Origin of the sequence: Cryobacterium sp. TMT1-66-1, assembly GCF_004403435.1 — a bacterium.
Classification (GTDB): Bacteria; Actinomycetota; Actinomycetes; order Actinomycetales; family Microbacteriaceae; genus Cryobacterium; species Cryobacterium flavum.
This window is the reverse complement of record NZ_SOGP01000010.1, coordinates 1-26,903: the sequence shown is the minus strand read 5'-3', so window position 1 is coordinate 26,903 and position 26,903 is coordinate 1. Positions and strand designations below refer to the sequence as shown.

Below are 26,903 nucleotides of genomic sequence, written 5' to 3'. Positions count from 1 at the left end.
CTCGTGTTGATCTGGTTTGTCGGGTTCAGCACACGCCTGGTAAGCTTCGTACCTATACGCGGAGAAATGATCGCATATACAACCCCTTATGCGTTCGTGATCGTGGTCGGCTTCGCGGCTACCATCGCGCTCTCCCGGGTTGCAACCGGCGCTTCGCTTGTCCTGGTCGGTGTGCTTCTTGCGGCTCAGCTGCTCCTCTGGCCTGCTCGGTTCAATGCGCTCAGTTGGTCTGCATACCTTATGTTGTTGGTGTTCGCCACCCTCGTCGGGTTCCATGCAGCCAGGAGGATGCGCACGGTCGCGCCGTTCGTTTTGGTCCTCTACGCGGCGGGGGTGTCAGCACTGCTGGTCCTTCCCCGCTTTAGTGCAACTAGCATCGATGGGTTGATCAACGGAAAGCATCTGTCGTCGGTTGCACTGATTCCGGATCTCCTCGTTTGTGGCAGCGTGGCCGCGCTGATCACCTTCGGCTTCTGGTACCTCGGGGTTCAGCTCCGCCTGGAAAGCCCCGCGCTGCGGACGGTCTGGGAAGACACCGCATCGCCGATTGTGAGCAGCGCCCAACGGATGCTGCTCCCGCTACGCCCTGCGCTGGAGCCCGCCACCGCCGTCGCCTTCTACGTGCTGTGGATCATCGCGGAATCCGGTCGTTCCGGCAGTTCGCCATGGCCGTCGTTTCCCTTCACACTTGGCCTTTTCGCTGCGTCGATCGCCGTCGCCCGGAACTATCCCCGCGTCGCGATCGCGCTGCCTGGCGTCGTGCTCGCGATTCAACTCTTCGGAATTCCAACCCGGTTCAGTTCGACGAGCTGGCCCGTGTACTTCGCCGTTCTCCTCACCTGCTTGATCGTGAGCGCAACGGCAGAAGGGCGCATCCGCTGGCTGTCCCTGCCGATCGCGTCCGTGTATGTCGCCGTGATTACGACACTTATGACCGTTCCCACGCTGTCCAATGGGTACGGCTGGACGTCCTGGGTCGGCGGTGGAAATTCCTCCGACGACATCATCAAAAGCTTCGCCGGTGTCTTCGTCGTCGGTCTACTCCTCACAGCAGCGGCCTGGTTCATCGGTTTCGGCCTTCGCGCATCGCAGCTGAAGCGAGCCGCCGACACGAAGCTCGGCGCAACCGTCGACGAACTCCGCTCGGCCGAGATCGACCTGATCGTCGCGAGCGAGCGCGACCGCATCGCCCAGGACGTCCACGACATCATGGCGCACTCACTGGCCGTAATCATCGCTCAAGCCGACGGCGCCCGTTTCATCGGCCCGCAACGGCCCGATGCGATCAGTGAATCTCTGGGACGAATCGCTGCATCCGCCCGCACGTCGCTGGCCGAGGTACGAATGCTGATCGAATCACTCGTCGAAGACCCTGACGGCCACTCGAATCCCACCCTCGACAACATAGACGAACTCGTACAGCGGATGCGCGGCGCCGGCCTCACCATCACCACCAACCGCTTCGGCGACCCCACTCTGCTTACTTCGGGACAGCAACTGGCGGTGTACCGCATCGTACAGGAGAGCCTGACGAACGCACTCAAACACGCAGGAGCCCAGCCGACTGCTCGGCTTACGCTCGACTGGCGCGGACCGGGACTTGCCTTGACGGTCGCCTCCACCGGGGCGCCCCGACAACACCCAGCCTCAAACGTGCGCGAGCACGGGCACTGCCGCGGGCTCTATGGGATGCGCGAACGCGCCCGGCTGGCAGGCGGCTGGCTGACCGCGGACGTGGACGATGAAGCACCGGGCGGCTATCTGGTCACCGCATTCGTGCCGACGGCGTGCGTTGTTGAGCAGGAAACCGAGGCGCCAGCGGAAGCCGCCTTGGTGGCAGCAGAAGCCGGCTCGCGGTGAGAGCCATCCGAGTTGCGATTGCCGATGACCAGCAACTGTTCTGTTCTGGGATCCAGATGCTGATCGAGTCACAGCCCGACCTACAGTTCGTCGGTGCCGCCTACGACGGAGAAGCTGCTATCGCTCTCGCTCACCACGCACGCCCAGACGTCATGTTGATGGACATCCGGATGCCGCTGCTCGACGGCATTGAGGCGACTGCGCGCATTTTGGACGCCACCGACAAACCCGACAGGGACAGCAGGGAACAAAGCCCCGACGGCTGTGCCAAAATTTTCGGCACGCAGCCCAAGGTAATCATGCTCACGACGTTCCAGCGCGATGAAGCTGTAATTCGCGCAATCCATGCGGGCGCGGACGGATTCATAATGAAGGACACCACACCCGAGTTCGTCCTCGCCTCGATCCGCACGGTCTACGCGGGGCACTCCGTGATCGCGCCCAGCGACACAGCCGACATCATCCGAGCGCAAACTTCCAAGCAACACAGGGAGCCAGCCGCCGAATCAATTTCAGCGCTCTCTGCACGCGAGAAGGAGGTCTTCCTGCTCGCAGCCCGCGGCCTCAGCAACGCGGACATCGCCCAGACGGCTTATATCAGCGAGGCAACGGTCAAGAGCCACATACGCAGCATCCTGGCCAAACTATCAATCACCTCCCGCGTGCAGATCGTCGCGCACGCCTACGAGAACGGGCTACTGCGCTGAGTCGCGGCTAGTCGAGGGACGGCGCATCATCGCCTAAGCCCATGGTGGTTGTTCGCTTCGTGGCGGCGTTCTGTGATCGCTTTGTGACGGCGCCGGTGACTCAGAAGGGGAACCCCTTACGGGCGCGGAACCCGTCGGAAAAGGTACCGCCAATGGACGAGATTAATTCGCCCTCCGAATCGAACTTGTGACTTGCCCATCAGATGCTTCGAACGTCCACGCATTGCCACCCCCGACGATCCTGATGCTGGCAGGGTCGTGGAGCGTTGTGACAACCGCCGTGTTCTCGTCAATGGCAACGACCCGATCAGCGAGACCATTGACGACTACGGAGAGTGCCCGACCGAGGGTTCCGGCCTGGGCTGCGTGAACGTCGACCGTGAATGGGACCACGCCAAGGCCAGCCTTCAGCGTTATCTCCGCGAGCCCTTCCGCCCATTCTTCGGTGCAGACTTCTGTTCCATTCATCGTGTACCCCCCAATCAAGGCCACCTTCGGTGCGATCATCGCGCCCGCCGAAAACCCGATGTAGGACGCTCCTTGTACGATCGCCCTCGCGATCGCGTCGATCGATGTCTGGAGAGCATTCAAATAGGCGGGTGTCGGGCCGCCTGCGACAAGGAAGATACTCATGGCTGCCAACTTATCGGTGGCGACAGATGCTGCGACGCAAACGAGGAACGCGCGACGGCTAGCTCGTCGTAGGTGAGGAATTCGACCGGAGTCAGCGACCTGAATCGGCTTGGTCACTGCCCGTAAGCCGAACCTCTTACGGGACGGGTCATGCAGTTCCAGGGACAGATGTCGCCTGCCGACCGGATGTGATGGCCGTTAAATCGGGCATGCTCACGCCGTGGTGGCGCCGAGCGCAGATTTCAATTGAAGGCGTTGTATGGGTTCGGGTCTTGCTGGGCGTTTCAAACCGAGGGCCGGCGCTTCGAGATGATGCCAGGAGAGAGTCGCGACCGCCAGAGTGAAGACGATCGTCAATGCCACCGAGAACGTGACCGGAAGATCTGGATTCACTTGGATGACCAGCTGCTGGATTGGATATCCCCACAAGTAGACGCCGTAGGACAAGTCGACGCCAGAGCTCGATTCTCGAGAGCGCAGTGCAATGGCAAGGACGGTCGCGGGTACGACAAGCCACGCAGCGGTCGTTGCGACCGGTGCGTTGAATTCGCCGAGCAGAACCCACCCGATGGCGAGGCCCACGATGAGCACGGTCGGGAAATGCCGACGATCCATGCGGAGGTGGCAGGCGAGGGCGCCGATCGCGAAGTAGGAGCACACCGCTCCGGCCGGACGCAGCGATTCCAGTGAGCTTCCAGCGGGTTGCAGCGCGAGAGCGATGGCTACCGAGCCGAGGACGAGGGTTCCGATCCAGGCGAATCTCCGCAGCGCGAGGCCGAGAAGCGCCGTCGCGAGGTAGCAGCAGGCTTCGATGCCCAGCGTCCACAGGGACCCGTTCACGGCCGGCGAGACGTGGGAGTCGAAGACACCGGGGAGTTCGTACTGGGGGACGAGGAGCACACCGGAGAGGTAGAGCCAGGTCTGCGAGGTACTCAGGTACTCGCGCAGGGTGAGGTCGGTTGCGAGCGGCCCGATGACGACGACTGTGAGGAGCACGACCGCCGCGAGGGCGGGCAGGATGCGTAATGCTCGATTGCGCACGAAGGACGGAAGGTTGGGCCAGCGGTTCCAACTCGACGTGATCAGGTACCCGCTGATCGTGAAAAAGATATACAGCCCGAGGGTGTGGAGAGGGATCCCGCCCACGCGGGGTGCCGGCGTTATACCGTTGAGGACGTACCCGTGCCCGACGACCACGGCAACACCCGCGAGAAGTCTTAGCTGCCGCATGAGGCGAGCCAGTTGTTCACTGTGGTGTGCGCTTCTGTGATGTTGTGGACGCCGATGAGGTCTTGAACCTCGGCGGGCGTATAGGCGATGGCGGTGAGACGCAGCTCGACGGAGTGCTCCATGCGCGGGAGCGCGGCTTCCGGTTCCGCACCCAGGAGGAGGGCGATGGCGTATTGCACACCCTGCTCGCGCCCAAACGCGGGGCCGTCAACGGCACCTGGCACTACGCAGCTTTCAGAGGTGTACACCGCTTGTCCGTAGCTGGCGAGGATCGCAGCGTCCGAGTCGCCTAAACGCATGGAGACCGCATTGATCGGGGACCCATGTTCCTGCCCATCGCTCAGGCCGCCGACATACGGGGTGACGGCCGCTCGCATTGGGAGGCCGGCAGCGACTCCACGGTGAAACGCCTCGGTCACGACGGGACGGATTGCACGTCCGAACTCTGCATCTTGCTCAGGCCAGAGACATACTTGCGGGGATGTGCCCTCGCATTGCAATTCGGTGAGGTCCCGTGCGACCTGACTGGCTTGACCCAGCGCAGGAACGGACGGTGAGACCGCCACGAGTATCGCCACGATTGTCACGGCCACGCCAGCGAACGACACCGACCTTCGCGCGCCGGGGCGTACGGCGACCAGCAGCAGGGTGATTGCGGCGAGTGCTGCGCCACTGGCGATGGCGATGAGCTGAGCCTGCGGATGCGGGACGACATCGACCCAGAGGCAGCACTGGGTCAGGCCGGCGCCGGTCACATTGCGCCACGCCAGCACAACACCATCGAGAGGCGCCGAGTACCACGCGTAAAGCAGCCCGCCCGCGACAGGAACCGCCAGAACCGGGAGCAACACGGCACCGAGAGCGAAACCTACGGCCACCGCACCAAGTGCAAGACCGACAAACGACAACGGAACGATCAGTGCGCTCGGCGATCCCGTCGCGGGGAGACCAGAAACGAGAAGGCTCACAAGAACAACCACCAGGTAACCGAGCAGCAGACTGGCCAGCACCGGCGTCATTGCCCATGCCGCCCTTGCTACGCGCCTCCGCGGCCCAACGCCTGAGGCGGCTCGCCGGCCGTGCTGGTGCCCTGTCATGGCGGCGATCGCCGCCGCCAGCGGGAGGGCAAACGGTGCCGACGATCCCCCCGCCGTCAGGACCGCAGGCCAATAGCGCTCCACCAAGAACGCGTTTGGCCCCTGCCATGATGCCCACAGCATCACGATCAGCAGGACCAGGCCACCCCAGAAACTGGGCGACGTTCGAGCTCGCAGCCAGAGACCCCGGCTAGCGAGATGAAAATCCTCCAGCAGGTCCCCGTGCCGTCGCTGGCGCACCTCGACGAGCGTGTCAACGACTTCAGTTCCGTACTGCTCCCGCCACCACTGGGGGAAAAGCCGGATCGCCAACCGGGTCGTCGGGGCGAGTGGCTCCACCGTCACGGGGTAACTCATGCCCAGGCTCCGCCACCCCAGCCGAAGGCGAAACCAAGGCGGTGCCGGAGGCGGATAGTCGCCCGAGCAGCAAGCTGCTCCATCCGAGCGATCTCCTGAGTGAGGGTCGCAGCGCCGTCATCGGTCAGTTCGTAATATCGACGTAGCCGGCCATCGATGACTTCCTCCCCCGCAGGGGCGATAAGACCCTCCTTCCGCAATCGATCCAGTGCCGTGTACAAAGTAGCGACACGCAGGGTCACTCGACCGTCCGACAACGTCTCCGCCTCAGCGATCAGGCCGTAACCATGTTTCCGGCCCTCCGCTAGAGCCGCAAGAATCAGAAATGTGGGCTCATGAAGGGCGGCGGAAGACATGACATCAACATACATCAGTGACCGATACATATCAATGTGCGAGCGTTCATGTGTTGATCTTCACGACACCGCTCACAAGATCGTCGCTAACCAGCAGCAGGTGCGGAGGCACTACAAGGCGACCCTCGGCTCGCTTTTCGTAAGGGGAAGGGCCACCGACACGGTTTTCAACGTGAGACGCGAAGTCGAATCAAGTTGCATAACTAGTAGGCAAGTGATTCACTTGATCGCATGAACAGTGGCCACTTCGACCAGCCTGACTCCGCGTTCGCTCTCGAGGCGCTTGGGAGGATCGACGGCGATCGCCGCCGGCTGGCAGCTCGTTTCACTGCTGAGACGTGGTGGGCCGCTCCGGCACAGGCTCTCGCGGTTGCCGCAGTAGTCGCCTCGCCGGCTGCGGGCGTGGCCGGCCCGATGAGCGTCGTAGCCACGCTTGCCACCATCGCCCTCGTCGGCATCGATCTCGCCTTTAGCAAGCGGACCGGAATCTCGATCAACCGCCCGGCGGGTCCGGTAAGTCTGGCAGTGCTGATCGCGCTCTGCGCCCTGATCGTCGCAGCCTTCGTCACCTCCCTCGCCCTCGCAATGATTGGCGAACGCTCCTGGATCATCGCTTCCACGTCCGCCGGGTTCATACTCATGCTCGTTGGCGTCGCGATCTACGACCAGGCATACGCTCGGGACCTGAGACGTGCCCGCTGACCCACGCTTCGACGAGGCGATCCATGCACTCACACGACTGCGGCTCTGTGCGCTGCTCCGTCCGCTGGATGCCGCCAGTTTCAGCACCCTCGTCGATACGCTCGATCTGAGCGAAGCGAACCTCTCCAAAACGATTCGCAACCTGACCGAACTCGGCTACGTGCACACCTCGAAACAGACATCGCCCGAACGAGCGGACTCACGTCGCACCACGTCCGTTTCACTCACACCTCGAGGGCGCACGGCATTCGACGGGCACATTGCAGCGCTGCGGGAGCTGGCTAGTACGGAAGCGCTCTAGTGTGCCCGTAAGCGACCGCTCTGAGGCCAAACCACCTGGCGGCCGAGTGCGCCGACGTTGTGTCACAGGGGAACGTCTTGCGGGACGGACTTATCGAGAGGGCTGTGCGAGGGTCCGGAACTGGTTCGAGAAGCGATTTTCCTGAAGGACGTGCATCGCATAGCCAGGCGGAACGTCGTCGGCAGTCAAGAGGGAGCCGGGCCCGCGTATTTCTTGCGACAGGACGCCTGCCGACCGGATTCCGGGGGCGATCACCAGCGGCTTGCCCGCGAACGTCGTAGCGAGCGCCGCATGGGTGTGCCCACACAGCACGGCAACGATTTGCTCATGCCGGGCGATGGCCTCGAGCGCCTCGCTATTGCGCAGGAACAGGCCATCGACGGCCGCGTGATAGAGCGGCGTGGGTGGTTGATGCATGACGAGCACGGCCCGCTCGTCTCCACTTGAGGCATCAAGTTGGCGCGCCAACCACGCAAGGATCGAATCCGTCACCTGGCCATACCCGTGGCCGGGCACGGTGACATCCAGCAAGATAAAGACGAGCTGGCCAAGCCGATGGACTTGGTGCACCGGCCCCGGAATCGACGGAGAAAGTCCAAAACGGGACGCAAATGCCACACGGTCGTCCGTGTTCCCCGGGCAGCAAAACACCGGAACGTTCATTGACAGCGCCGCCAGTAGGGACTCAAGGTTTTGAGCGGCCAACACCGTCTGATCGGCAGCAGGAAGGCTGCCCGCACTCTGAGTCAGGTCGCCGCTCACGATGACGACGTCGGGCCGAATAGCGAGCCCTCTTAGATGATCGGCAACCTGTATCAATCGGCTGAGGGCCTCGGGGCTTCCATCGAGGTGCGGGTCCGACAAGTGCGCGATGACCACCAATTGTCCACTCCAATTCACTCTCGACGGTCTCGGTTGCCCCATCGGCTTTCTGAGCCTACCGAGCCTCTACCGAACAGTTATGGGAAGTGACGTAGCCGAGCACTGACGCGATCACTCTGAACACCAGCAGTTCGATCAACCGCAGCCGGGTGTTCGACACGGCATCCAGCGAGGACACCCCACCACTGGGACGTTGAGCCTAGGACAGTTGGTCACGGATTCATCCGCATTCCAGAGGCAGTTTCGCCAGAGGAACCCTCCTTGAGACGCTTAGCGTCGGGATTTCCGCTCCGCTCTTCGCAGCGCGAGTCCGCAGATCCGTTCGCAGAGGGTGGAGTAATCGATTCCCGCGGCCGCAGCTGATTGAGGCAGGAGGCTGGTGGCTGTCAGCCCCGGCAAGGTATTCACCTCGATGAGCCAGAGCTGGCCAGACTCATCGAGTCGGAAATCAGAGCGGCTATAGTCATCCAATTTGAGACAAGAATGCGCTAGCAAGGCCAGCCGCTTCGCTTCATCGCGAACGGATGAGGGAATGTCCGCGGGAAACACTTCTTGGACGGCACCTACTTGGTACTTCTGCTCATACGAGAACGTCGCATCCGGGTCAAGCAGGATCTCACCCACGGCCAACGACTCTCCGGCGAGGACTCCAACCGTCAGCTCGCGGCCGCGAATGAACTGCTCGAAAAGTATCTCACCGTAGGGCGACGCGACGCTCATCGCAGCGTCTAGTCCTTCAGACGAACGGACCAACGAGAGCCCGATTGTCGATCCCTGAGCATTCGGCTTCACGATTAGGGGATAGCCGAGCCGAGAAGCCGACTCGCCGCCCGAGACAGCACCGACTGTCCAGTCGGGAGTGGGGATTCCAGCGGCCCGGAAAAGCCGCTTGGACACGTCCTTGTCCATCGCCAGCCCACTCCCGAACGAGCCTGAACCAGTGAATACCACCCCGGCCAACTCCAGGAGCGCCTGGAACTGACCGTTCTCGCCGGAACCACCATGTAGCGCAAGGAAGACGACATCGGCACTCTCCACAGCGGTCGCTATCGCCACCGGCGGACTGGAGTCTCGCACGCGCTGCAAGCTTGCCTGGGATGGGGGTACCTCCGGAACATTCGCCGTGAGCGCCAGCGATTCCTGTGCTCCTTCAACTGATCCGCGCGCCGTGTCGACGAGGATCACTTCATGCCCGCGTGACCGGAGGGCAGCAACGACCTCCGTCGCACTCGCGATTGACACATCGCGTTCCTCGCTGTCTCCTCCGAATAACACCCCAATACGCATGTCAACAGGCTAACGCGACACTAGTTCGACGGCTCGGCACCGGCGGGCCGCCGAGACTGGGATGACCAATGGACGCCGTTGCCGAACTCAATCGGAACACTGGTTGCATCGCCCCGCTCGTAAGCCGGACGTCGAGCGCGACAAAACTGGGGCTAAACCACCCGGCGGCCGAGTTCGCCGACGCTGTGTCGCAGGGGAACGTCGGGCGGGTCGTGTTCAGCCGGGAAGTCACGGGAGTCGAGCGCCAGCCATTATCGCTAGCGCGACGAAGATACATACGCTCGACATCACAACCGCGGCAATTGCAAAGCCGCGGCCGCCACGGCGCTGAACTAGACAGACAACGGCCAGCGAACCGGATACAACAGCAAGAACGACGCTGAACCAAGTCATCAGCAAGAAGTAGCCGACGATCCCCAACCCAAACGACCACATCGCCATCCCGAGGCCTTCGCGTCGGAACGAAGGCCGCCTGCGCGGCTCGGCGTTGAACCATTCGTTGTTGAGTGGCTTGACTGGTTCGAAGTGCCTGACAATCGGTGATATTGGTGCCTTAACTCGTTTTTCAGGCCTGGAAACAGGTGAGATTGGCGATCCCACCTGTGCGCGCGAACTGCTGTTGACGTGCGAATCACGGACGACCGCAAGCGCGCCTGGTACATCGGTGATTTTTCCAATGACCTGTCGCGATCGCATCATAAGATCGCTGCTCGCGACTTCTAGATACGAAATACTGAACGCTTTTGAACACGCGGCGACGGCCTCCGCAAGTGCAAGTGCACGGTCGGGGTTGTGGTCCATCTGTGCCACCGAGTCCGTCACAAGGCAACGGAGTACTCGTTCAACGAATTGGTTGGCGTTTGATAGATCGTCCCCCAACCGACGAGTCGCGAGCACTCGATCGTCCCTTTCGTCACCATGGCGGACAACCCATTCGCCCTTGACATGTGCGATCTCACAGAAGTAGAGACTGTCGAACGGCGGCAAAACAATCACGACAGTTCCGTCTACGCTCCGCGACGTTCGCCGCCACGGGGCGACAAACCCTGCGTCCACCACCCACCGAAGCAACTCCTCCACGCTCTTTGGAGGGTGCGAGCTACCGGTGGTCTGCGGCGACATGCGACTGATGGTACATCAACGCGGAGTGGGGCGGTAGGTCGGCCTCGGCGGTATCGGCAGCCTGCGGTCGTTCGAATCGCTGGGCGAAACTCTATGAGGAGTTGAGGGAGTGCAGGGACTCCGCAATCAATTGCGGGACTGCTGCCAACGCAATATCGAGGGTGTCTTCCACCATCGCCGCGATCTTGCTCGAGCGAATGTCGAGTACGTCGCTCCAATCGCTTGGCGAATACCTTGAAAGCATCGACAGTGAGAATAGAACCAACCACCAGGACGCCAGCGGATGGAGTACGTCTTGAGAGGCCCCGAGAGCGGGAAGAATCACGCGGTGATTGCGGTAAATCCCTGCCGCTCGAAGTTGGGCCGTCGTCGGGCCGGTAACATTCTCGAGTGCCTCAGCTGGCACAGAGAGAAAGATTCTCCCCTCGTTGTGCGACTGAAGTGGCGCGCCCGTTGGATCGAGAACAATCTCCGTCTTGCGGAGCGCAGGGTATCGCTTGATGTAAGCGCACACTTCTTCCCGCGTCCAGGTCTGATCCCGGCCTGGCAAGGCAATTTCCATCTGATGCTTTGAACCTGGCTCAAACGGACCGGTCGTATGAACGCCACCTGTGCTCAAATTCGCTGGCCATCTCAGGTATTGCGGATACCGATTGTGCAGTTCGAGTATCTGACTCATCACTGCGCCCAACTGAACATCACCTAAGTCAGTTGGAGAGTCAAGAGCACGAGCGAGCCGCGAGAATGAGTCGTGGGTCGTCGGCTTCACCGTCACTGTGTGATCTAGCATGCCACCGGAACCCAGCGCCCCAGTGAAGTTCAATCCGTGGCCCGAGGGCGACCAAGTACTACTCTCTGGCGTGCCAGGTTTGTTCCCTAGACGGATGCTCGCCGCCGAAATGGCGCGACCCGCCTGGGAAAGTCCGTAAAAAAGATTCAGGGGGCGACTTTCATGTCCGATCACGTTTGCGGAGGCAAATTGCTGCTGCGACTGCTCAAGCGCCATGTGAAATACCTTTGCCCGTTCTCCTTTGAGGCGCTTCCTTATGGCATCGGGAGGGTCTGCTCGAATTGCTCTGATATTTCGCCAAGACGTCTCAGCGTTATCGACCGATAGATCGAACCAAGTTGCCATCTCGCTGCTCCTATCGCCCTACCCAAAGCAGACGTCGGCTAAAGCGCAAGTAGTTGCCCTGGGGTTTGTCACCAGCATCGACGTTTTCCATCTCCTTGTCGACCTTACTGTTCGCGCCCGCAAGAGGGACGCCCACCGGAACACCGGCTCGAGCGATGAGATTCAGTCTCAGTGCCCTAGTTCTGAGGGACCAGAATCCCGTATGACCCGCCTGAGAAAATGCCCGGTCAAGGGGCGACAAACGGAACATCAAAATCAAGCGTCGGCCATACTCAACCAGACTGGACATTGAGCAATTCGTCTCCGACCGGTGATCGGCGGGCGACCAGCGCGGTGGATCAATCGCCGCGTCTCAGCGAGGTAAGCCCGCGTCCGGGCTCTCGTGCAACCTCGTCAGACACGCCGAGCGTGTAACAGTCTGGTGCCCGCCGGACATTATTAGGTATGACCGCCTTTGACGCACACGACAGTGACGCAGACCTCTGGTCGCAGGTGCGTTCGGGCAACGGTCAATCATTCGGGGCGCTCTTCGACAGGCACCGCGACCGCGTCTTCCGCTACAGCCTCAGACTGGTCCGGTCCCACGCCGAAGCCGAAGACGTCACCGCGATGGTCTTCCTCGAAGCCTGGCGACGACAGGCACGTGTTCGTCTCGTCAACGGCTCCATCATCGCCTGGCTGCTGGCCACAGCTACCAACGTCGCTCGGAACCGACTTCGCTCCGCCATGCGCTACCAGCGGACGCTCAACAAGATTCCCCGACCGGACCCAACCCCCGACCACAGCACCCACGTTCTTGACGAACTCGCCGCGGCTCCAGTTCGCCGCACCGTCCAGGATGCCTTCCACGGATTAAATCACCGCGATCAAGAGATCCTCTCGCTCTGTGTGCTCGAAGAGCTCTCAGCGCCCGACGTCGGCGAGATTCTCGGCATCGCACCCGGCGCCGTCCGGGCACGTCTGATGCGCGCCAAACAGCGCCTCAGCCACACCCTCGCAATCGATTCCTTGACCGTGCCCTCAGGAGAGACGCAATGAATATGAACGATGAAAACCTCCCTGTTTTCGATGAAGCACGCAGCGCCTCCCTGCGCGCGATGCTCGTCGACGTCGCAGAGATCGGCACCACTCAGAATCGTCGATTCCGTGCGGCTCAACGCGCCTGGACCATCGTCCCGGCCGCCCTCCTCGTGGTCGGCCTCTCAGCAGGCACGTTTTTCGCCACTCAATCAGTGACCGATGATTACTCAGTCGCCTGCTTTGCCCGGGCTGAGTTGGACTGGCGCGGAGCCTTCCCCGGCACGACCGGCGCGTCCTTGATCGGCACAACCGATGGCAGAGATGGAGGATCGGCTCCCATCACGGACGCCGTCGCGTTCTGTTCCGACCTGTGGGCCCAGCACGCACTCGATGCCAGTTCCCCTAACGGAACACCCCCCGGCCCCGGATACGAAGATCGCACCTTCTCCCACCCCGTCCCCAGCCCTTTAACCGAGTGCGTCATGAAAAACGGCGCAGCGGCCGTCATCCCCGGCGGCCCCGACGTGTGCAGCCGACTAGGCCTCGCCTCAAAATCCGAATAAATCGCACCATCGGCACTAGGCACGAAACGCGGCCGGCCTACTCAATTACCGAGCCCGGAGCTCCTCCGATACAGAGTGGCGCGACATGCTCAGATCTGGCGCGACCTGGGTTGCGGATTCGCCGGCTTTGACCAAGCGCCGTGCATTCAGGATTTGGCTTTTGGTGAGACGTCGGCGTCGCCCACCGCAATCCATCCCGGCAGCGCGGCGCTTACCCACACTTTCCACGATGCGTTCGCGTTTAGTGGCCAATTCCATCTCGGCCAACGCGGCCATCATCGTAAAGCCCAGGCTTCTCGCCCCAGGTTCAACACGCGAAGGTCTGCCCCGCGCGTGGGTAGCGATCCAGCGAGACCGAGCAGGATGGCCGTCGATCTTCCTAAACCATGAATTCTTTGCTGCCGACAGGTTGATTCTGCGGGGTTTATGCGGGGTCGTCGAATGAACATCGACCACCGTGTCGAGAGCGAATTTTCCCTCTAAAACGGAGGTCTGGCGGGTAGACAAATAAGCCGGAATTGGGTCGTTGAAACGATCAAATCGAATGTACCCGCTAATTCAATGTGCGGGGTTGATGGTGGCAAAACCGCAATTCAGCGAAAAAATACCCCGGACTTCCGCAGAAGTCCGGGGCGAATTTAGTGAATACCGTGTAGCGGGAGCGGGAATTGAACCCGCGACACCACGATTATGAGCCGTGTGCTCTAACCAACTGAGCTACCCCGCCGCGACTTGTCGGCTGTTCGCTTCCAAGCCTGAGCCCCCTGTGGGAATCGGACCCACTACCTCTTCCTTACCAAGGAAGTGCTCTACCAATGAGCTAAGGGGGCAGAGCAACCAAAAGACAGTAGCACTGCCGCGTTTTTGGCAACCTAGAAACTTTATCACCCCGACGGCGAGGTCCAGACCACTTCCACCACGCTACAGGCATCCAGCAGCGATGCCGTAGCATTTTAGGATGACTGGCACCGAACTGACCCATGGCACCGAATGGTGGCGCACAGCCGTTATCTATCAGATCTACCCGCGATCGTTCGCCGACGCGAACGGTGACGGAATGGGTGACCTCGCCGGCATTAGCGCACGACTGCCGCAACTGAAAGACCTCGGCATTGATGCCATCTGGCTTTCTCCTTTCTATACCTCTCCGCAACGCGACGCCGGCTACGACGTCTCTGACTATTGCGACGTCGACCCTCTGTTCGGCACCCTCGACGACTTCGAGGTATTGCAACGCACCGCGCACAATCTCGGCATCCGCGTCATCGTCGACATCGTGCCCAACCACTCATCCAGCGCTCACGGTTGGTTCCAGGCCGCCCTCGCCGCTGGCCCCGGCAGCGACGAACGCGCCCGCTACACCTTCCGTGACGGAAAGGGCCAGAACGGGGAGCTACCCCCGAACAACTGGGAGTCCGTCTTCGGCGGCCTGGCCTGGACCCGAACGACCGATTCAGATGGCACCCCCGGCCAGTGGTACCTGCACCTGTTCGACAGCAGCCAGCCCGACTTCGACTGGGACAGCGAGTGGGTGCGCGAACAGTTCCGCGCCGTGCTGCGCTTCTGGCTCGACCGCGGCGTCGACGGCTTTCGAGTGGATGTTGCGCACGGCATGATCAAGGCTCCCGGCCTCCCCGATTACACGCCTCCCGCCGAGGGCGGCAGCATGGGCGGAGCGCCGGCATCCGCTCTTGAGCCGGGCATCACCGCCGAGACGCCGCTGACCGCACCGTACTGGGCGCAGGATGGCGTGCATGAGATCTATCGCGACTGGCACAAAGTGCTCGCTGCCTACCCGGGCGACCGGGTTCTCGCTGCCGAAGCCTGGGTCGACCCGCTCAGCCAGATGGCTAAATGGGTGCGCCCGGACGAGATGCACCAGGCCTTCAACTTTGCCTATCTTGAAACGCCGTGGAACGCCGCGCGTCTCAAGGCCGTCATCGACGAGTCCCTCGAAGCCTTCGGCAATGTGGGAGCGCCGAGCACCTGGGTGCTCTCCAACCACGACGTCGTGCGCCACGCCTCCCGGCTCGCCCTCACCGGCGAAAACCTGCAGGGACACGGCATCGGCCCGAAAACGGTGGGCCTGCCCGACACGGCGCTGGGCCTCCGACGCGCTAAGGCGGCATCCGCTTTAATGTTGTCGCTGCCGGGCTCGAGTTACCTGTATCAGGGCGAGGAACTCGGCCTGCCTGAGGCCGTCGACCTGCCCGACCACGCCCGCGAAGACCCCACCTGGTTTCGCACCAACGGCGAGCGTTACGGACGAGACGGATGCCGCGTGCCTATTCCGTGGGAAGCCGCCAGCGAATCGTTCGGCTTCAGCACCGGCGCGAAGAGCTGGCTGCCGCAGCCAGCCGAGTGGGCTGGCCTGGCTCGCGACCAGCAAGACGGCGTCGCCGGATCCACCCTCGAGCTGTACAAGCACGCGCTGACCCTGCGCCGGGAGCACTCCCTCGCCTCCGGAACCGTGGAGTGGATCGACGGCTTCGGGCCGGAGGTCGCGGCGTACCGCAACGGCGACGTGACGGTCGTAGCCAACACCGGCGCGGCATCCGTTCAGCTTCCCGCCGGTGACGTGCTGCTTTCGAGTGAAGAGCTGGTCGGCCGAACCCTGCCGGGCGATGCGACGGCCTGGTTGCGCTCAGTAGAGGCATGACCGACGCCGTTGACCGTTCGAGCGATGCCGGCAGCAACGCGCTGGCGTCGATCGCGGCCATGCAGGAGCTGAAGCTCGAGCTGACCCGGTTCATGATGTCGTATAAGTTCGCGAGCGACGAGATGCTTACGAAGATCAACATTCTGAAGGAGGAGTTCAGCTCGATCCACGACTACAGTCCGATCGAGCATGTCAGTTCAAGGCTGAAGTCGCCGGAGGGCATTCTCAAGAAGGCGATCCGCAAGGGGTACCCGCTCGAGCTCGACGGTATTCGCGACAACATTCAGGACATCGCGGGCATTCGCATCACCTGCAGCTTCATCTCTGACACCTATCGCATCCGCGACCTTCTGGCCGGGCAGCGGGACGTGACTGTGCTGCTGGAAAAGGACTACATTCAGGAGCCGAAGGCCAACGGCTACCAGAGCCTGCACCTCATCGTGGCGATTCCGGTGTTCATGTCAGATCGCGTGCAGCCGGTCACCGTGGAGATTCAGATTCGCACGATTGCCATGGACTTTTGGGCGAGCCTCGAGCACAAGATCTTCTACAAGTACAACGGTACCGTGCCCGATACCCTCGTCGAAGATCTCCGGCAGGCAGCGGATGCAGCCAATCGCCTCGATGTGAAGATGGAGCTGCTGCACGACCAGGTTGTGGCGCTCGAGTCCGTCGATGCCGGCGACGCAGACCTGTTCAGCTTCGACGGCCTGCCGCCGTTTCCGCTGCCGAAGGGCCTGCTCGACTCATTCATGCGCGGCCGCACGCAGCCCGAATAGTCCCACTACGCCACGGTTCGGCCGGGTGCGGCCTGCCGTGTGGGCATGACTCCTGCAAATCGCGGGCGAACAGAGAAACTCCCGCGTCTTTTCGGGCCTTCAGCTCTCGGGCACAACAAATTGCAGGAGTTATGCTGGCCCGGAGTTCGGAACCGCGGGGCGGAGCTGCCGCGGTTGGGCTAGTTCGTGTTGGCGTAGAGCCAGGCGAGGGGGTCGACCTTGGTGCCGGTGATTCCGCCCTGGCGAATCTCGAAGTGCAGGTGCGGGCCGGTCGACATTCCGGTGCTGCCGGTCTTGCCGATGACCTGGCCGACCTTGACCACATCGCCCTCCTTGAAGAGCATCGAGCCGTGAATCATGTGCGCGTACACGCTCGTCACGAGCTCGCCGTTGATCATGTGGTCGATCATCATGTGCACGCCGAGGCTGGCTTCGCCGTCTTCGGCGTAGCTCACCACACCGTCGGCAATGGCCTGGATCGGGGCGCCGAGGCCGGGGTTGAAGTCCTGTCCGCCGTGGTTCACTGAGCAGCCGGCGCAGTTGCGATAGCCGATCTGGTCACCGATGTGCACGCCCACGGCGAAGGGCCACTGGATGGTGCCATTTGGATTATTGGTGAAGGTGTCTTCCATGCGAATACCGCTGGCCGCAGCAACTTCGGCGATGGTGCTCGACTCGTAGCCATCGCGCTCGACGGTGACGGTGTCGCCACCGGCCATGTCCATGCTCTGCCCCTCATCAGCCGGCAGAACGCGCTGGGCTTCCAAAACGGATGCCTGTACGTCCTGCGACGAGAGCAACGCCTCAGCCGGAATCGAGGTGGCCACGGCCATCAACGCCACGAAAGACATGGCAAGAATGGATGCGCTCTTGGCCGCACGCTTGCGCATGGTGCTGCCCAGCGGTCGTGCGCGCAGGGCGCGGCGCGGCAGCGCGCCAGCGGGAACGAAGTCGCGCGCGGGAGCAAACGTCTCGCCGGGCTTCTGCTCGATACGCTGGCGGCGGCGCGGCAGGTCGCCGGCGGCGGGAATCACCGTCGGAATCGACTGGGTGACGCCGGGAGCCAGCAGCTTCTCATAGTCGGTGGGTTCCGCGTCGGCGACCGGCACGGCCGCGACGATGCGGTCGGTCTCGGTCACGACGGCCGGTTCAAGATCTAGTTCACCGAGGTCGGCGGCGACGATCAGGTCGGCGGCGGGGCTGAGCCGAACGACGTCTTCGACACCTTCGTCGACCGGTGCAGCAGTCGATTCCGCGACTTGAGAGAATGCCACTCGCTCGCGCTCACGCAGTTCGCGACGTGTCAGAGCCGCCGGTTCTGCCGGGGGAAAAACGGTGCCGTCACTCTCGCCGGACACGGAGGTGTCCATGGATGGAGTGTGACGTGACAAAGTGCAGCTTTCGGCGTAGCGGACGGGATCTCGTGCTCGTTCTGGATAACGCCACATGACGCCATGCAAATATAACGAATTGATTAAGGGTAACGCGCAACCCTGAGAATACCAGAGGAAATTGACCAATCACACCCAAACGGGGGTAAGTGGGCGTAATGTCACTGGGCTTTTGCGCCAAACGGGAAGCGTTCGAAGAGTCCGGCGAGCACGGGTTCGAACTGATCGTAGAGGTCAGGGTCGGCTGCGATGAGCAGGTCGTGACCCTCGGCATCCGCTTGCAGAGCGCCAACTTTGGCCCCCGCCTCGCGGGCGATCAGGGCGCCGGCGGCGTGATCCCACGGGTTGAGTCCGCGTTCAAAATAGAGGTCGAGCCGCCCGCAGGCGACGGAACACAGGTCGAGTGCGGCCGAACCAATACGACGGATGTCCCGCACCTGGCCGATCAGACCGCCCACGACCTTCGCCTGCCAGACCCGCCGGCTGGCGTCGTAGCCGAATCCGGTGCCGGCCAGCGCGAGCGACAGTGGTACGTCATGGTTGACGTGCAGGCGCGCATCCCCCAGCCAGGCGCCGGAGCCGGCGGACGCTGTGAACACCTCGCCGAGCGCGGGGTTGACGACCGCGCCGGCGAGGGCGTTCCAACTGGCCGGGTCGGGCTCGCCCTGCACGACGGCGATGCTGACGGCGTAGAACGGAACACCGTAAAGGTAGTTGACGGTGCCGTCGATGGGATCGACGACCCAGGTGAGTCCGCTGGTGCCGCCGGTCGCGTCGGATTCCTCACCGTAGAACCCGTCGTTCGGGCGGGCGTCGGCGAGTAGGCCTTGAATGAGCAGCTCGACCTCACGGTCGGCCGCGGTGACAATGTCTTCGGGCGACGACTTCGAGGCGGCGATCTCGACGCCCTGGACGCGGCGACGATGGGCCAGCGCGCCGGCGGTGAGCGCGATGGTGCGCGCGAGGTCGAGCAGCTCGGTCGGGGCAGGATGCGTCATGCCCTCACGCTACAAGCCGCGCCTCAACCAAAACAGGCAGACCCGAAGGCCTGCCTGTTTGCAGTGGTGAACTGCTCTGGTGCTGGTGGCGAGTGCGAGGTTCGAACTCACGAAGGCTACGCCGTCTGATTTACAGTCAGATCCCTTTGGCCGCTTGGGTAACTCGCCAGGCGCTCCCGACCAGGTGTAATCACTTGACCGGAGACGCGGGGTTAACAATACAAGACGAAACGCCTCACCGAGAAATCAGCGAGTGCCGACTTCCGTAGTGAGGCGCATCCGCTACCCCGCCGGCGGGCCACCCACGCCGATGGGCGGGGTGCGCGTCACAGTCGACGTGTCGTCGCCTGGGCCGCTGAGCCCGCTGTCGGTTTGGGTATCGGGGCTGGCAATTGCCGCGTTTAAATCCGCCAGAATCACCTCGTCTCCGGCTTTCACACGAGAAAGCGCACGCGTTGGCGAGGACGGGCGCCCGTTTGAGCACTCCAATCGGGCACTTTTTGCGTCCTCGCGGGTCGGATACCATGGGGGAATGGCAGATTCAACGTTCGACATCGTCAGCAAGGTCGACCCGATGGAGGTCGACAACGCCCTCAACCAGGCGCATAAGGAAGTCGCGCAGCGCTACGACTTCAAGAACGTGGGGGCCTCAATCGCGATGAGCGGCGAGAAGGTGCTCATGAAGGCGAACACCGAGGAGCGCGTCAAGGCGATCCTCGAGGTGTTCGAGGCCAAGCTGATCAAGCGCGGCATCTCGCTGCGCAGCCTCGATGCCGGCGAGCCGTTCGCCTCCGGCAAGGAGTACCGCATCGAGACGACAATGAAGGCTGGCATTGACCAGGAGAATGCGAAGAAGATCAGCAAGATCATTCGCGATGAGGGACCCAAGGGCGTCAAGAGCCAGATTCAGGGTGACGAACTGCGGGTCAGCTCCAAGAGCCGCGACGACCTGCAGGCCGTGATGGCCCTGCTCAAGGGCAAGGACCTCGACGTGGCCCTGCAGTTCACGAACTTCCGCTAGCCGGCGCTCCGCAGACCACCGGGCCCACCTTCGGGAACCGGGACCACGATAGAACATGGGCCCAGTTTCCGCGCCCGGGCCCGGAAAGGTAGACGCGCGGGCCCGGAAGGGTAGACGCGCGGGCCTCCGGGCCCACCTTATGGCCGTGGGCCCAGGCCCCGTCCGACGAGGGCGGACTACTCGGCTCGAGAGACGGCCACCATCTCGTCGCGGTCGACGACCTTGATGCGGATGCGGCCCACGGCCTCACCGAGGGCGAGCTCGTGCTGGTCCAGGTTGTGCCAGCCGTCGAGGCCCGTGTAGCGAACGCCTCGCGCATCGAGCAGCTCAACGATGCTCTCCTCCGACGGCGACTCGGGCCGCCACCAGTTGCCGAGGTCGTTGATCAGGTGCTTGATGGTTTCCATGGCGTCACTCTTGGTGTGGCCGATCAGTCCCACCGGCCCGCGCTTGATCCACCCGGTCGCGTAGACGCCGTACATCTGCTGGTTGAACAATCCGCCGGTGCCGGCTGACGGGTCGCGGCGCAGCACCTGGCCTTCACGGTTGGGAATGACGCCGCGCTTCTTGTCGAACGGCACGTCGGGCAGTTCGGATCCGAAGTAGCCGACCGCCCGGTAGACGGCCTGAACCGGGATCTCTCGAATTTCACCCGTGCCGACGACGCCGCCGGCGGCATCCGTTGTGGTGCGTTCCCACCGAAAAGCCGCGACCCGGCCGGTGCCGTCATCGACGATCTCCACGGGCTTGGCGAAGAAGTGCAGGTGCAGGCGGCGGCTGGCCGTGCCGGACTCGCGGGCCCGCCAGACGTTCAGCGTCTTGTCGATCACGAAGACCTGCTTGTTGCTCGCAACGGCGGCTTTCGCGGCCTCGTCGTAGTCGAAGTCTTCGTCGTAGACGATCATGTCGACGTCCCGAAGCTCGCCGACTTCCCGCAGTTCCAGGGGCGTGAATTTAACGGATGTCGGCCCGCGGCGCCCAAAAATGTGCACGTCGGTCACCGGTGACGCCTTGAGTCCGTCATAGACGTTCGCAGGAATCTCGGTCGGCAACAGGTCGTCGGCGTGCTTGATGAGCATGCGGGACACGTCGAGCGCCACGTTGCCATTGCCGATCACGGCGATTTCGCGCGCCTCGAGCGGCCAGGTCCGCGGCACGTCGGGGTGACCGTCGAACCAGCTGACGAAGTCGGCGGCGCCAAAGGAGCCGTCATGTGCGGCGCCCGGAATGTTCAGGTCGGCGTCTTGTACAGCGCCGGTCGCGAAGATGACCGCGTTGTAGTGCTTCTTGAGGTCGTCGAGGGTCACGTCGACCCCGAACCGCACGTTGCCGAACACTCGAATATCGCCGCTGTCCAGCACCCCGCGCAGCGCGGTGATGATGCCCTTGATGCGCGGGTGATCCGGACTGACGCCGTAGCGCACGAGCCCGTACGGTGCCGGCAAGTGATCGAACAGGTCGATCGAGACCTCAAAATTGCGTTCGGCCTTGAGCAGAATATCGGCGGCGTAGATGCCCGCCGGTCCTGCGCCGACGATGGCCAGTCTCAATTTGGTCACGGAAGATTCCTTACTGCTCGAGCATTCGGGGCACGCCCCAACACGCTCTAGCTGGAGCGCTCGACGATGGACTCGGCGAATCGGGTGAGTGCTTTCTTGACCGAACCGTTCGGCAACGGCGTCAGGGCGGCGACCGCGTCGCGGGCCCAGCCGTGTGCTTCGGCGAGGGTCTCAGCGGTGACGGCGTGCTCCCGCAGCGCGGTGATGGCCGTATCGGCGGCCTCCGTCTGCGCCGAACCGTCGACCATGACGTCGCGTTCCAGCCGGTGCAGCAGATCAGCGGATGCCCCATCACTCACGGCGCGCTCCCGCAACCGAAGCAGGGGAAGCGTGACGACGCCAGCCCGGAGGTCCGTTCCCGGCACCTTGCCGGTCTCCTGCGGCTGCGGCGACAGGTCGAGCACGTCGTCGATGAGTTGAAAGGCCACGCCGATCTTCTCGCCGAAGTCCACGACCGGCTGCTCGTACTCGGCCGGGGCGTTGGAGAACACCACACCGCCCTGGGCGGCCGCGGCGATGAGCGAACCGGTCTTACCGGCCAGCACCTGAATGTAGTGCTCGACCGGGTCTTCACCCGGGCGCGGACCGACCGTCTCCTGAAACTGGCCGAGCACGAGGCGCTCAAAGGTGGTCGCCTGCAGTTTGATGGCCCGTTCGCCGAGGCGGGCCATCAGCTGGCTGGCGCGGGCGAACAGCAGGTCGCCGGTGAGGATGGCGACGGAGTTGCCCCACACGGTTTGGGCGCTCGGCACACCGCGGCGTTTGTCGGCGTCGTCCATCACGTCATCGTGATAGAGCGAGGCGAGGTGGGTCAGTTCGATGGCCGCCGCCGCCGTGATCACATCGGGCACAACGCCATCGCCCAAGTGCGCGGTGAGCAGCGCGAGCATTGGACGCACCCGTTTGCCCCCCGCGTTCAGCAGGTAGCGACTGGTGACGGTGGCAATTTCGTTGGCGTAGACCAGCTCGTCGATGAGCGCGGCTTCGACCTTTTCGATACCGGCATCAATGTTCGCGGCCAGGCCGCGGTCGGCGGGGGAAGAGAAAATGCGATCGCCGAGGCCCGCCTGGCTGGTCACCGACGCGCTGCGTCGAATCACGGGGGCTCTGGATTTCACGTAAGTCAGCCTATCGAGTTGATCCGGGGTCAGGATGCCGCGGGCTTGGTTCCGCGGTGCAGCGCCACGATGCCGAGTGTGAGGTTGCGGTAGGCGACGGCGGAGTATCCGGCCGAGCGTAGCCATCCGCTGAGCACCGGCTGGGTCGGCCAGGCCGCGATCGACTCGCCGAGGTAGTCGTAGGCTTCGGCGTTCGACGAGGCGAGGCGCACAACCCGCGGCATGACGTGATTGAGATACGCGAAGTAGCTCTGGCGCACGAGTGAAAGCGGCGGAGTGGAGAACTCGCAGATGACAACGCGACCGCCGGGCTTGGTCACCCGGTAGAACTCGGCGAGCGCCTTCTTCGGTTCGACCACGTTGCGCAGGCCAAATGAGATGGTGACGGCGTCGAACTCGTTGTCTTTAAAGGGAAGGGCGGTGGCGTCGGCCTGCACGAACTCGATGTTCGGGTTGTGCGCGTGGCGATTCTGGCCGACCTCGATCATGCCGGCCGAGAAATCGGCGGCGACGACGTGGGCTCCGCTGTGGGCGAGGGCCGCGCTGGAGGTTCCGGTGCCGGCGGCGATGTCGAGAATGCGCTCGCCAGCCTGCGGGCTGACCGCCTTGGTCGTCGCGAGGCGCCAGAGCGACGCGTTGCCGACCGACAGCAGCGCGTTCGTGCGGTCATAGTGGGCGGCGACCTCGTCGAACATGGCAGCCACCTGCGCGGGCCGTTTGTTCAGGTCTGCTCTATTCACCCCATCATTCTAGGATGCGAACGACCAGCGAAACTGCATGGTTGCCGGGGCACGGATTCGCATAGCTGCAGTGGCGCGGGCGTAGGCTACAGAAGTGAATGTGCAGGCCTTGACGGTCGAAACCTCCCCGATAGCCGATATCCGCCAACTGATCCTGCTGCTCGATGGCCGCTCGCCCCTGCTCTGGATGCGTCGCAACCAGGGTCTGGCCGGCATCGGCTGCGCCCTGAGGCTTGAATTCTCCGGCCCCACCCGCATGACGGATGCCGCCGCCGCCTGGAAACAGGTCGCCCGGTTGGCCACCGTGACCGACCCGCTCACGCGCACCGGAACCGGGCTGCTCGCGTTCGGCGCTTTCGCGTTCGATGAGTCGTCTGCGCAAACCAGCGTGCTGATCGTGCCCGAGATCATCGTTGGCCGCGAAGATGGCCAGTGCTGGGTAACGCGCATCTGGGCGACCGGGCAGAGCGCACCGGAGAACCCGCTCGCGCTGCATCCGCTCGGCGACGAGTATCGCATCGCCTTGCTGCCCGGAGCGCTGCCCCCCGACGGTTTTCGCGCAGCGGTCAGCTCGGGCATTGAGCACATTCGGGCCCAGCAGGTCAATAAGGTTGTGCTCGCCCGCGACTTGGTCGGGCGGGTACCAGCCGAATCCGATCTGCGCCGCGCCATCACCAAACTCGCCCTCGGGTACCCGGACTGCTGGACCTACGCCGTCGACGGCCTCATCGGGTCGAGCCCGGAGACCCTCATTCGCGCCGACCACGGTTCGGTCAACGCCCGCGTGCTGGCCGGCACGATCTCCCGCGGAGCGGATGCCGAGGACGACCGTGAGGCGGCCCTGGCCCTGGCCACCTCCTCGAAAGACGGCGACGAGCACGAGTTCGCCGTGCAGAGCGTGCTCAAGTCGCTGCGCCCGCACACCTCGGTGCTCGCGACGAGCGAGATTCCGTTCACCGTGAAGCTGCCGAACCTGTGGCACCTCGCGACGGATCTCGAGGGTACCCTGAGCGACGGGTCGACGTCGCTCGACCTGATCGCGGCGTTGCACCCGACCGCTGCGGTCGCCGGAACCCCCACCGACCAGGCACTGAATCTCATTCGCGAGCTCGAACCGTTCGACCGCGGCCGCTACGCCGGGCCGGTCGGCTGGGTCGGCGCCGACGGCGACGGCGAGTGGGCGATCGCCCTGCGCTGCGCCCAGGTTGCTCCCGAAGGCGGCATCACCGCCTACGCCGGCTGCGGAATCGTGCTGGACTCCGATCCGGAACGCGAGCTCGCCGAAACGAAGATGAAGTTTCGCCCCATCGTGGAGGCCTTCGGCTGATTCCGGCCGCGAGCTACTTCCAGCGCCAGGAATCGATGGCGGCGGCGATGATCTCCTCCCCGTTGTCTTCGGGAATGACGAAGGAGATCAGGAAGAACTTCACCGGCTCCCCGGCTGACTGGTATATGTCCGGGGCGAAGACGGTGAGGAACGCCTTGGTGCGGGTGTTCTCAGCTGTGCTGATCATGCGGGTGAGGTTGGCGTCGACGCCGTCGAGGGTGACGGCTTCTTTCAGGCTCGTTACCTCGCCGGCCTGGGGAAAGTAGCTCTGATTCAGAAACTCGACCATGTCGTCGAGGCTGCCGCCGGGCACCCAGTCGTCGGTGCTGGCCACCGCCACCGGCTCCACCAGTACGCTCCCGAGGATGCTGCCCACGCCGGTCTTGTTGATGACGCCGTCGGCATCGCGTTCACCCCAGAGTTCCAGGGTGGTGATACAGGCATCCGTCTTCTCAGCGGATTGGTTGCTGAGGTAGTCGCCCGGCCCGTTGAAGGAATAGCAGGGCGTGATGACGGGCTGGGCATCGGTGAGCACAGCCGTGCCGATACCCGAATTCACCAGCGCGACCACGACCACAATGGTCACGAGCACGTTGGCCAGCACGGCCAGGGAAGATCCGATCAGGCCCGCGAGCCCGAACGATCTGCCGCCCGGCCTGCGCATTGCCAGGATTCCGAGGATGATGCCAGCGACACCCAGCAACAGTCCTAGAATCGGAATCCAGCCGATGACGAAGGCGCTGATGCCCACGATGAGCGCCGCAAGAGCGAGGCCGCCACGACGTGTCGGTGGGTGTGGTGGTTGTCCGGGTGCCTGCCCGGGTGCGTACTCAGGGAGGCCGCCGGTCTGCGGAGGCCCCTGGGGCGAATCGGTCATCTGGGCCTCCCGGCATCCGTGTGTCTTAAACGGTACCAAGCGGCCGCCTGAGCATCCGCTCGCCACAAATCTGTGGATAACTCGCCCCAACCTCGCGAGTGTGGAGATAGCGGCGCCGCTAGCGAAGGAGAGGCACCTCGAGGATCGTGGGACGGGTGGGGGCACCGGTGAGGGCGCGCTCCAGGTCGGCTCTAGTCGCGGCGAACTCGTAGTCCCAGCCGTAGGCAGCGGCGAGCGACTTCAGGTCCACCTTCCGCGGGGTATATAAGACCCGCTCCATCGCCTCAGCGGGAGCCGTCGCGGCTACCTCGAGGCCGTCGAAGATGCTGCCGCCACCATCGACGCCGACGATGACCTGCAGCCGGGGCTCGGCTTCGCCCGGGGCCAGCAGCAGCGATCCGACGTCGTGCAGAAAAGTGAGGTCGCCCAGCAGAGCCCGGGTCACGCCCGCCGAGCGCGGTTCCGGTTCGGCCTGGCTGGCCAGCGCCACGCCGAGCGCGGTGGCAATGGTGCCATCGATGCCAGCCAGACCCCGGTTGGCGCGCACGGTGATCTTCTTGCCTGGCACGCGCTTGTCGGCCTCGCGAATAAGCCGGGACGCCCCGAGCACGAGCCGGTCATGCGGCCAGGATGCCCGCCACACCGCGTCGACGAGCAGCGCCCGGGTGAGCGGCGCACGCAAGACGGCCAGTTCGGCGCGGGTGATGCCGCGCTTGTCGATCGGCACCCGGCCTTCGCCAGCCGCCGCCTCGGCGAGGGCACGGCTGGTCCTGAGCCACCGGCCGAGCCATTCGCGGCCGGCCGGTGTGCGTGCGACCGCAGTGCAGGCGGCATCCGCTCCGACCGAGCGGGTGAAGGCGCGTGCAGCGTGGCCCGGGTTGTACCATTCGAGGCCGGTCGGGGCGACGACGATGGTCTCGACGCCGTCGCGGGCGATCAGGGCCGGAATCTCCCGGCTGAGGGTAGGGTGCCCGAAGACGATCACCCGTTCCACCTCGCCGCCGAGGTCGACAGCGGCGAGCAGCTCGCGGTAGTGCACGATCAGGTTCGGCCCGAATCGGGCGCCGCTCGAGACTTCGGCCAGCAGCGGCCAGCCGCCGGCGTGCGCCAGCTCTTCGGCCGCGGGCCCGGCGCCGTCGCCGGCCACGACCACGGTGCGCGGCCCCGGGGCGAGCAGCATGG

The 26,903-nt window shown here is 63.6% G+C and carries 24 protein-coding genes, 3 tRNA genes and 1 pseudogene; 10 read left to right on the top strand and 18 right to left on the bottom strand.

All coding sequences use genetic code 11. The annotated features are described in order from the left end of the window. The first annotated feature begins 66 nt into the window (after nucleotides 1–66). Nucleotides 67–1,860 carry a histidine kinase gene (locus tag E3T29_RS08350; RefSeq protein WP_166792360.1) on the top strand — a complete coding sequence of 598 codons (1,794 nt, stop codon included), beginning with the start codon at nucleotides 67–69 and terminating at the stop codon, nucleotides 1,858–1,860. Nucleotides 1,861–1,916: 56 nt separating this feature from the next. Continuing rightward, the gene (locus E3T29_RS08345) at nucleotides 1,917–2,567 is read left to right on the top strand and encodes a response regulator transcription factor (RefSeq protein WP_241987712.1); all 651 of its coding nucleotides are present in this window, start codon (nucleotides 1,917–1,919) and stop codon (nucleotides 2,565–2,567) included. A gap of 162 nt (nucleotides 2,568–2,729) precedes the next feature. Here the strand turns inward: E3T29_RS08345 and E3T29_RS08340 are convergent, their stop codons facing one another. The 4 genes from E3T29_RS08340 to E3T29_RS08325 all read right to left on the bottom strand — a co-directional run bounded on the left by E3T29_RS08340 (nucleotide 2,730) and on the right by E3T29_RS08325 (nucleotide 6,240). After that, nucleotides 2,730–3,317: a Type 1 glutamine amidotransferase-like domain-containing protein gene (locus tag E3T29_RS08340; protein ID WP_255575146.1), complete on the bottom strand. Its 588-nt coding sequence runs from the start codon at nucleotides 3,315–3,317 to the stop codon at nucleotides 2,730–2,732. A 96-nt stretch (nucleotides 3,318–3,413) separates the two neighbouring features. Further along, the gene (locus E3T29_RS08335) at nucleotides 3,414–4,430 is read right to left on the bottom strand and encodes an acyltransferase (protein WP_134345043.1); all 1,017 of its coding nucleotides are present in this window, start codon (nucleotides 4,428–4,430) and stop codon (nucleotides 3,414–3,416) included. Continuing rightward, nucleotides 4,418–5,866, bottom strand: a complete 1,449-nt coding sequence (locus E3T29_RS08330) for a hypothetical protein (RefSeq protein ID WP_134345042.1) — start codon at nucleotides 5,864–5,866, stop codon at nucleotides 4,418–4,420. Before E3T29_RS08330 ends, E3T29_RS08335 begins: the two co-directional genes overlap by 13 nt. Nucleotides 5,867–5,880: 14 nt before the next feature. After that, nucleotides 5,881–6,240, bottom strand: coding sequence for a PadR family transcriptional regulator (locus E3T29_RS08325; RefSeq protein WP_134345041.1), 360 nt, complete (start codon nucleotides 6,238–6,240; stop codon nucleotides 5,881–5,883). Nucleotides 6,241–6,471: 231 nt separating this feature from the next. On the opposite strand from E3T29_RS08325, the gene E3T29_RS08320 reads away from it, so the two are divergent. Next, nucleotides 6,472–6,942: a hypothetical protein gene (locus tag E3T29_RS08320; protein WP_134345040.1), complete on the top strand. Its 471-nt coding sequence runs from the start codon at nucleotides 6,472–6,474 to the stop codon at nucleotides 6,940–6,942. Next, the gene (locus E3T29_RS08315; RefSeq protein ID WP_134345039.1) at nucleotides 6,932–7,243 is read left to right on the top strand and encodes a transcriptional regulator; all 312 of its coding nucleotides are present in this window, start codon (nucleotides 6,932–6,934) and stop codon (nucleotides 7,241–7,243) included. Before E3T29_RS08320 ends, E3T29_RS08315 begins: the two co-directional genes overlap by 11 nt. Nucleotides 7,244–7,333: 90 nt before the next feature. On the opposite strand, the gene E3T29_RS08310 is transcribed toward E3T29_RS08315, so the two are convergent. The 4 genes from E3T29_RS08310 to E3T29_RS08295 all read right to left on the bottom strand — a co-directional run bounded on the left by E3T29_RS08310 (nucleotide 7,334) and on the right by E3T29_RS08295 (nucleotide 11,669). Beyond that, nucleotides 7,334–8,122 carry a metallophosphoesterase gene (locus E3T29_RS08310; protein WP_241987732.1) on the bottom strand — a complete coding sequence of 263 codons (789 nt, stop codon included), beginning with the start codon at nucleotides 8,120–8,122 and terminating at the stop codon, nucleotides 7,334–7,336. Nucleotides 8,123–8,395: 273 nt separating this feature from the next. Continuing rightward, nucleotides 8,396–9,412: a D-alanine--D-alanine ligase gene (locus tag E3T29_RS08305; RefSeq protein WP_134345037.1), complete on the bottom strand. Its 1,017-nt coding sequence runs from the start codon at nucleotides 9,410–9,412 to the stop codon at nucleotides 8,396–8,398. Nucleotides 9,413–9,640: 228 nt separating this feature from the next. After that, nucleotides 9,641–10,408, bottom strand: a complete 768-nt coding sequence (locus E3T29_RS08300; protein WP_134345036.1) for a hypothetical protein — start codon at nucleotides 10,406–10,408, stop codon at nucleotides 9,641–9,643. A 217-nt stretch (nucleotides 10,409–10,625) separates the two neighbouring features. After that, nucleotides 10,626–11,669, bottom strand: a complete 1,044-nt coding sequence (locus tag E3T29_RS08295; protein ID WP_134345035.1) for a YaaC family protein — start codon at nucleotides 11,667–11,669, stop codon at nucleotides 10,626–10,628. A 444-nt stretch (nucleotides 11,670–12,113) separates the two neighbouring features. Here E3T29_RS08295 and E3T29_RS08290 point away from each other — a divergent pair, with 444 nt between their 5' ends. Continuing rightward, on the top strand, nucleotides 12,114–12,707 hold the full coding sequence (locus E3T29_RS08290) for an RNA polymerase sigma factor (RefSeq protein ID WP_134345034.1): 594 nt from the start codon (nucleotides 12,114–12,116) through the stop codon (nucleotides 12,705–12,707). Continuing rightward, the gene (locus tag E3T29_RS08285) at nucleotides 12,704–13,252 is read left to right on the top strand and encodes a hypothetical protein (RefSeq protein ID WP_134345033.1); all 549 of its coding nucleotides are present in this window, start codon (nucleotides 12,704–12,706) and stop codon (nucleotides 13,250–13,252) included. The genes E3T29_RS08290 and E3T29_RS08285 overlap by 4 nt, the downstream gene beginning before the upstream one ends. Nucleotides 13,253–13,905: 653 nt before the next feature. Here E3T29_RS08285 and E3T29_RS08275 read toward each other — a convergent pair. Both E3T29_RS08275 and E3T29_RS08270 read right to left on the bottom strand, forming a co-directional pair. Continuing rightward, a tRNA-Met gene (locus E3T29_RS08275) sits at nucleotides 13,906–13,979 on the bottom strand. 31 nt (nucleotides 13,980–14,010) lie between these two features. Beyond that, nucleotides 14,011–14,082 (bottom strand) — tRNA-Thr (locus tag E3T29_RS08270). A gap of 128 nt (nucleotides 14,083–14,210) precedes the next feature. On the opposite strand from E3T29_RS08270, the gene E3T29_RS08265 reads away from it, so the two are divergent. Together E3T29_RS08265 and E3T29_RS08260 are read left to right on the top strand one after the other, a co-directional pair. After that, a complete protein-coding gene (locus E3T29_RS08265; protein WP_134345032.1) occupies nucleotides 14,211–15,911 on the top strand; it encodes a glycoside hydrolase family 13 protein in 1,701 nt (566 codons plus the stop codon). After that, nucleotides 15,908–16,690, top strand: coding sequence for a GTP pyrophosphokinase family protein (locus tag E3T29_RS08260; RefSeq protein WP_174776411.1), 783 nt, complete (start codon nucleotides 15,908–15,910; stop codon nucleotides 16,688–16,690). The genes E3T29_RS08265 and E3T29_RS08260 overlap by 4 nt, the downstream gene beginning before the upstream one ends. Before the next feature lie 179 nt (nucleotides 16,691–16,869). Here the strand turns inward: E3T29_RS08260 and E3T29_RS20545 are convergent, their stop codons facing one another. From E3T29_RS20545 to E3T29_RS08245, 3 genes are all read right to left on the bottom strand, one after another. Next, nucleotides 16,870–18,060, bottom strand: a complete 1,191-nt coding sequence (locus E3T29_RS20545; protein ID WP_166792358.1) for a M23 family metallopeptidase — start codon at nucleotides 18,058–18,060, stop codon at nucleotides 16,870–16,872. Nucleotides 18,061–18,242: 182 nt separating this feature from the next. Beyond that, the gene (locus tag E3T29_RS08250) at nucleotides 18,243–19,079 is read right to left on the bottom strand and encodes an inositol monophosphatase family protein (RefSeq protein ID WP_134345030.1); all 837 of its coding nucleotides are present in this window, start codon (nucleotides 19,077–19,079) and stop codon (nucleotides 18,243–18,245) included. Nucleotides 19,080–19,162: 83 nt separating this feature from the next. After that, nucleotides 19,163–19,247, bottom strand: a tRNA-Tyr gene (locus E3T29_RS08245). 364 nt (nucleotides 19,248–19,611) lie between these two features. Between E3T29_RS08245 and E3T29_RS08240 the strand changes: the two genes are divergently transcribed. Continuing rightward, nucleotides 19,612–20,100, top strand: coding sequence for a YajQ family cyclic di-GMP-binding protein (locus tag E3T29_RS08240; protein ID WP_092340465.1), 489 nt, complete (start codon nucleotides 19,612–19,614; stop codon nucleotides 20,098–20,100). A 176-nt stretch (nucleotides 20,101–20,276) separates the two neighbouring features. On the opposite strand, the gene E3T29_RS08235 is transcribed toward E3T29_RS08240, so the two are convergent. From E3T29_RS08235 to ubiE, 3 genes are read right to left on the bottom strand one after another with little or no spacing between them, the layout of a single operon-like run. Next, nucleotides 20,277–21,659: an FAD-dependent oxidoreductase gene (locus E3T29_RS08235; protein WP_134345029.1), complete on the bottom strand. Its 1,383-nt coding sequence runs from the start codon at nucleotides 21,657–21,659 to the stop codon at nucleotides 20,277–20,279. A 47-nt stretch (nucleotides 21,660–21,706) separates the two neighbouring features. After that, on the bottom strand, nucleotides 21,707–22,777 hold the full coding sequence (locus E3T29_RS08230; RefSeq protein ID WP_241987711.1) for a polyprenyl synthetase family protein: 1,071 nt from the start codon (nucleotides 22,775–22,777) through the stop codon (nucleotides 21,707–21,709). Nucleotides 22,778–22,806: 29 nt separating this feature from the next. Then, nucleotides 22,807–23,517 carry a bifunctional demethylmenaquinone methyltransferase/2-methoxy-6-polyprenyl-1,4-benzoquinol methylase UbiE gene (ubiE, locus tag E3T29_RS08225; RefSeq protein ID WP_092340468.1) on the bottom strand — a complete coding sequence of 237 codons (711 nt, stop codon included), beginning with the start codon at nucleotides 23,515–23,517 and terminating at the stop codon, nucleotides 22,807–22,809. A gap of 94 nt (nucleotides 23,518–23,611) precedes the next feature. Between ubiE and E3T29_RS08220 the strand changes: the two genes are divergently transcribed. Further along, nucleotides 23,612–24,844: an isochorismate synthase MenF gene (locus E3T29_RS08220; RefSeq protein ID WP_241987710.1), complete on the top strand. Its 1,233-nt coding sequence runs from the start codon at nucleotides 23,612–23,614 to the stop codon at nucleotides 24,842–24,844. 13 nt (nucleotides 24,845–24,857) lie between these two features. Here the strand turns inward: E3T29_RS08220 and E3T29_RS08215 are convergent, their stop codons facing one another. After that, entirely contained in the window at nucleotides 24,858–25,721 is an 864-nt protein-coding gene (locus tag E3T29_RS08215; protein WP_134345027.1) for a DUF4190 domain-containing protein, read from the bottom strand. A gap of 118 nt (nucleotides 25,722–25,839) precedes the next feature. After that, nucleotides 25,840–26,903, bottom strand: a pseudogene (locus tag E3T29_RS19620) (2-succinyl-5-enolpyruvyl-6-hydroxy-3-cyclohexene-1-carboxylate synthase); the annotation flags it as partial.

Bases quoted from the DNA above. Each gene is read 5' to 3' on its own strand.
- E3T29_RS08350 (WP_166792360.1), top strand. From the start codon at position 67: ATGATCGCATATACAACCCCTTATGCGTTCGTGATCGTGGTCGGCTTC.
- E3T29_RS08345 (WP_241987712.1), top strand. From the start codon at position 1,917: ATGCTGATCGAGTCACAGCCCGACCTACAGTTCGTCGGTGCCGCCTAC.
- E3T29_RS08335 (WP_134345043.1), bottom strand. From the start codon at position 4,430: ATGCGGCAGCTAAGACTTCTCGCGGGTGTTGCCGTGGTCGTCGGGCAC.
- E3T29_RS08325 (WP_134345041.1), bottom strand. From the start codon at position 6,240: ATGTCTTCCGCCGCCCTTCATGAGCCCACATTTCTGATTCTTGCGGCT.
- E3T29_RS08320 (WP_134345040.1), top strand. From the start codon at position 6,472: ATGAACAGTGGCCACTTCGACCAGCCTGACTCCGCGTTCGCTCTCGAG.
- E3T29_RS08305 (WP_134345037.1), bottom strand. From the start codon at position 9,412: ATGCGTATTGGGGTGTTATTCGGAGGAGACAGCGAGGAACGCGATGTG.
- E3T29_RS08295 (WP_134345035.1), bottom strand. From the start codon at position 11,669: ATGGCAACTTGGTTCGATCTATCGGTCGATAACGCTGAGACGTCTTGG.
- E3T29_RS08290 (WP_134345034.1), top strand. From the start codon at position 12,114: ATGACCGCCTTTGACGCACACGACAGTGACGCAGACCTCTGGTCGCAG.
- E3T29_RS08285 (WP_134345033.1), top strand. From the start codon at position 12,704: ATGAATATGAACGATGAAAACCTCCCTGTTTTCGATGAAGCACGCAGC.
- E3T29_RS08265 (WP_134345032.1), top strand. From the start codon at position 14,211: ATGACTGGCACCGAACTGACCCATGGCACCGAATGGTGGCGCACAGCC.
- E3T29_RS08260 (WP_174776411.1), top strand. From the start codon at position 15,908: ATGACCGACGCCGTTGACCGTTCGAGCGATGCCGGCAGCAACGCGCTG.
- E3T29_RS20545 (WP_166792358.1), bottom strand. From the start codon at position 18,060: ATGGACACCTCCGTGTCCGGCGAGAGTGACGGCACCGTTTTTCCCCCG.
- E3T29_RS08250 (WP_134345030.1), bottom strand. From the start codon at position 19,079: ATGACGCATCCTGCCCCGACCGAGCTGCTCGACCTCGCGCGCACCATC.
- E3T29_RS08240 (WP_092340465.1), top strand. From the start codon at position 19,612: ATGGCAGATTCAACGTTCGACATCGTCAGCAAGGTCGACCCGATGGAG.
- E3T29_RS08215 (WP_134345027.1), bottom strand. From the start codon at position 25,721: ATGACCGATTCGCCCCAGGGGCCTCCGCAGACCGGCGGCCTCCCTGAG.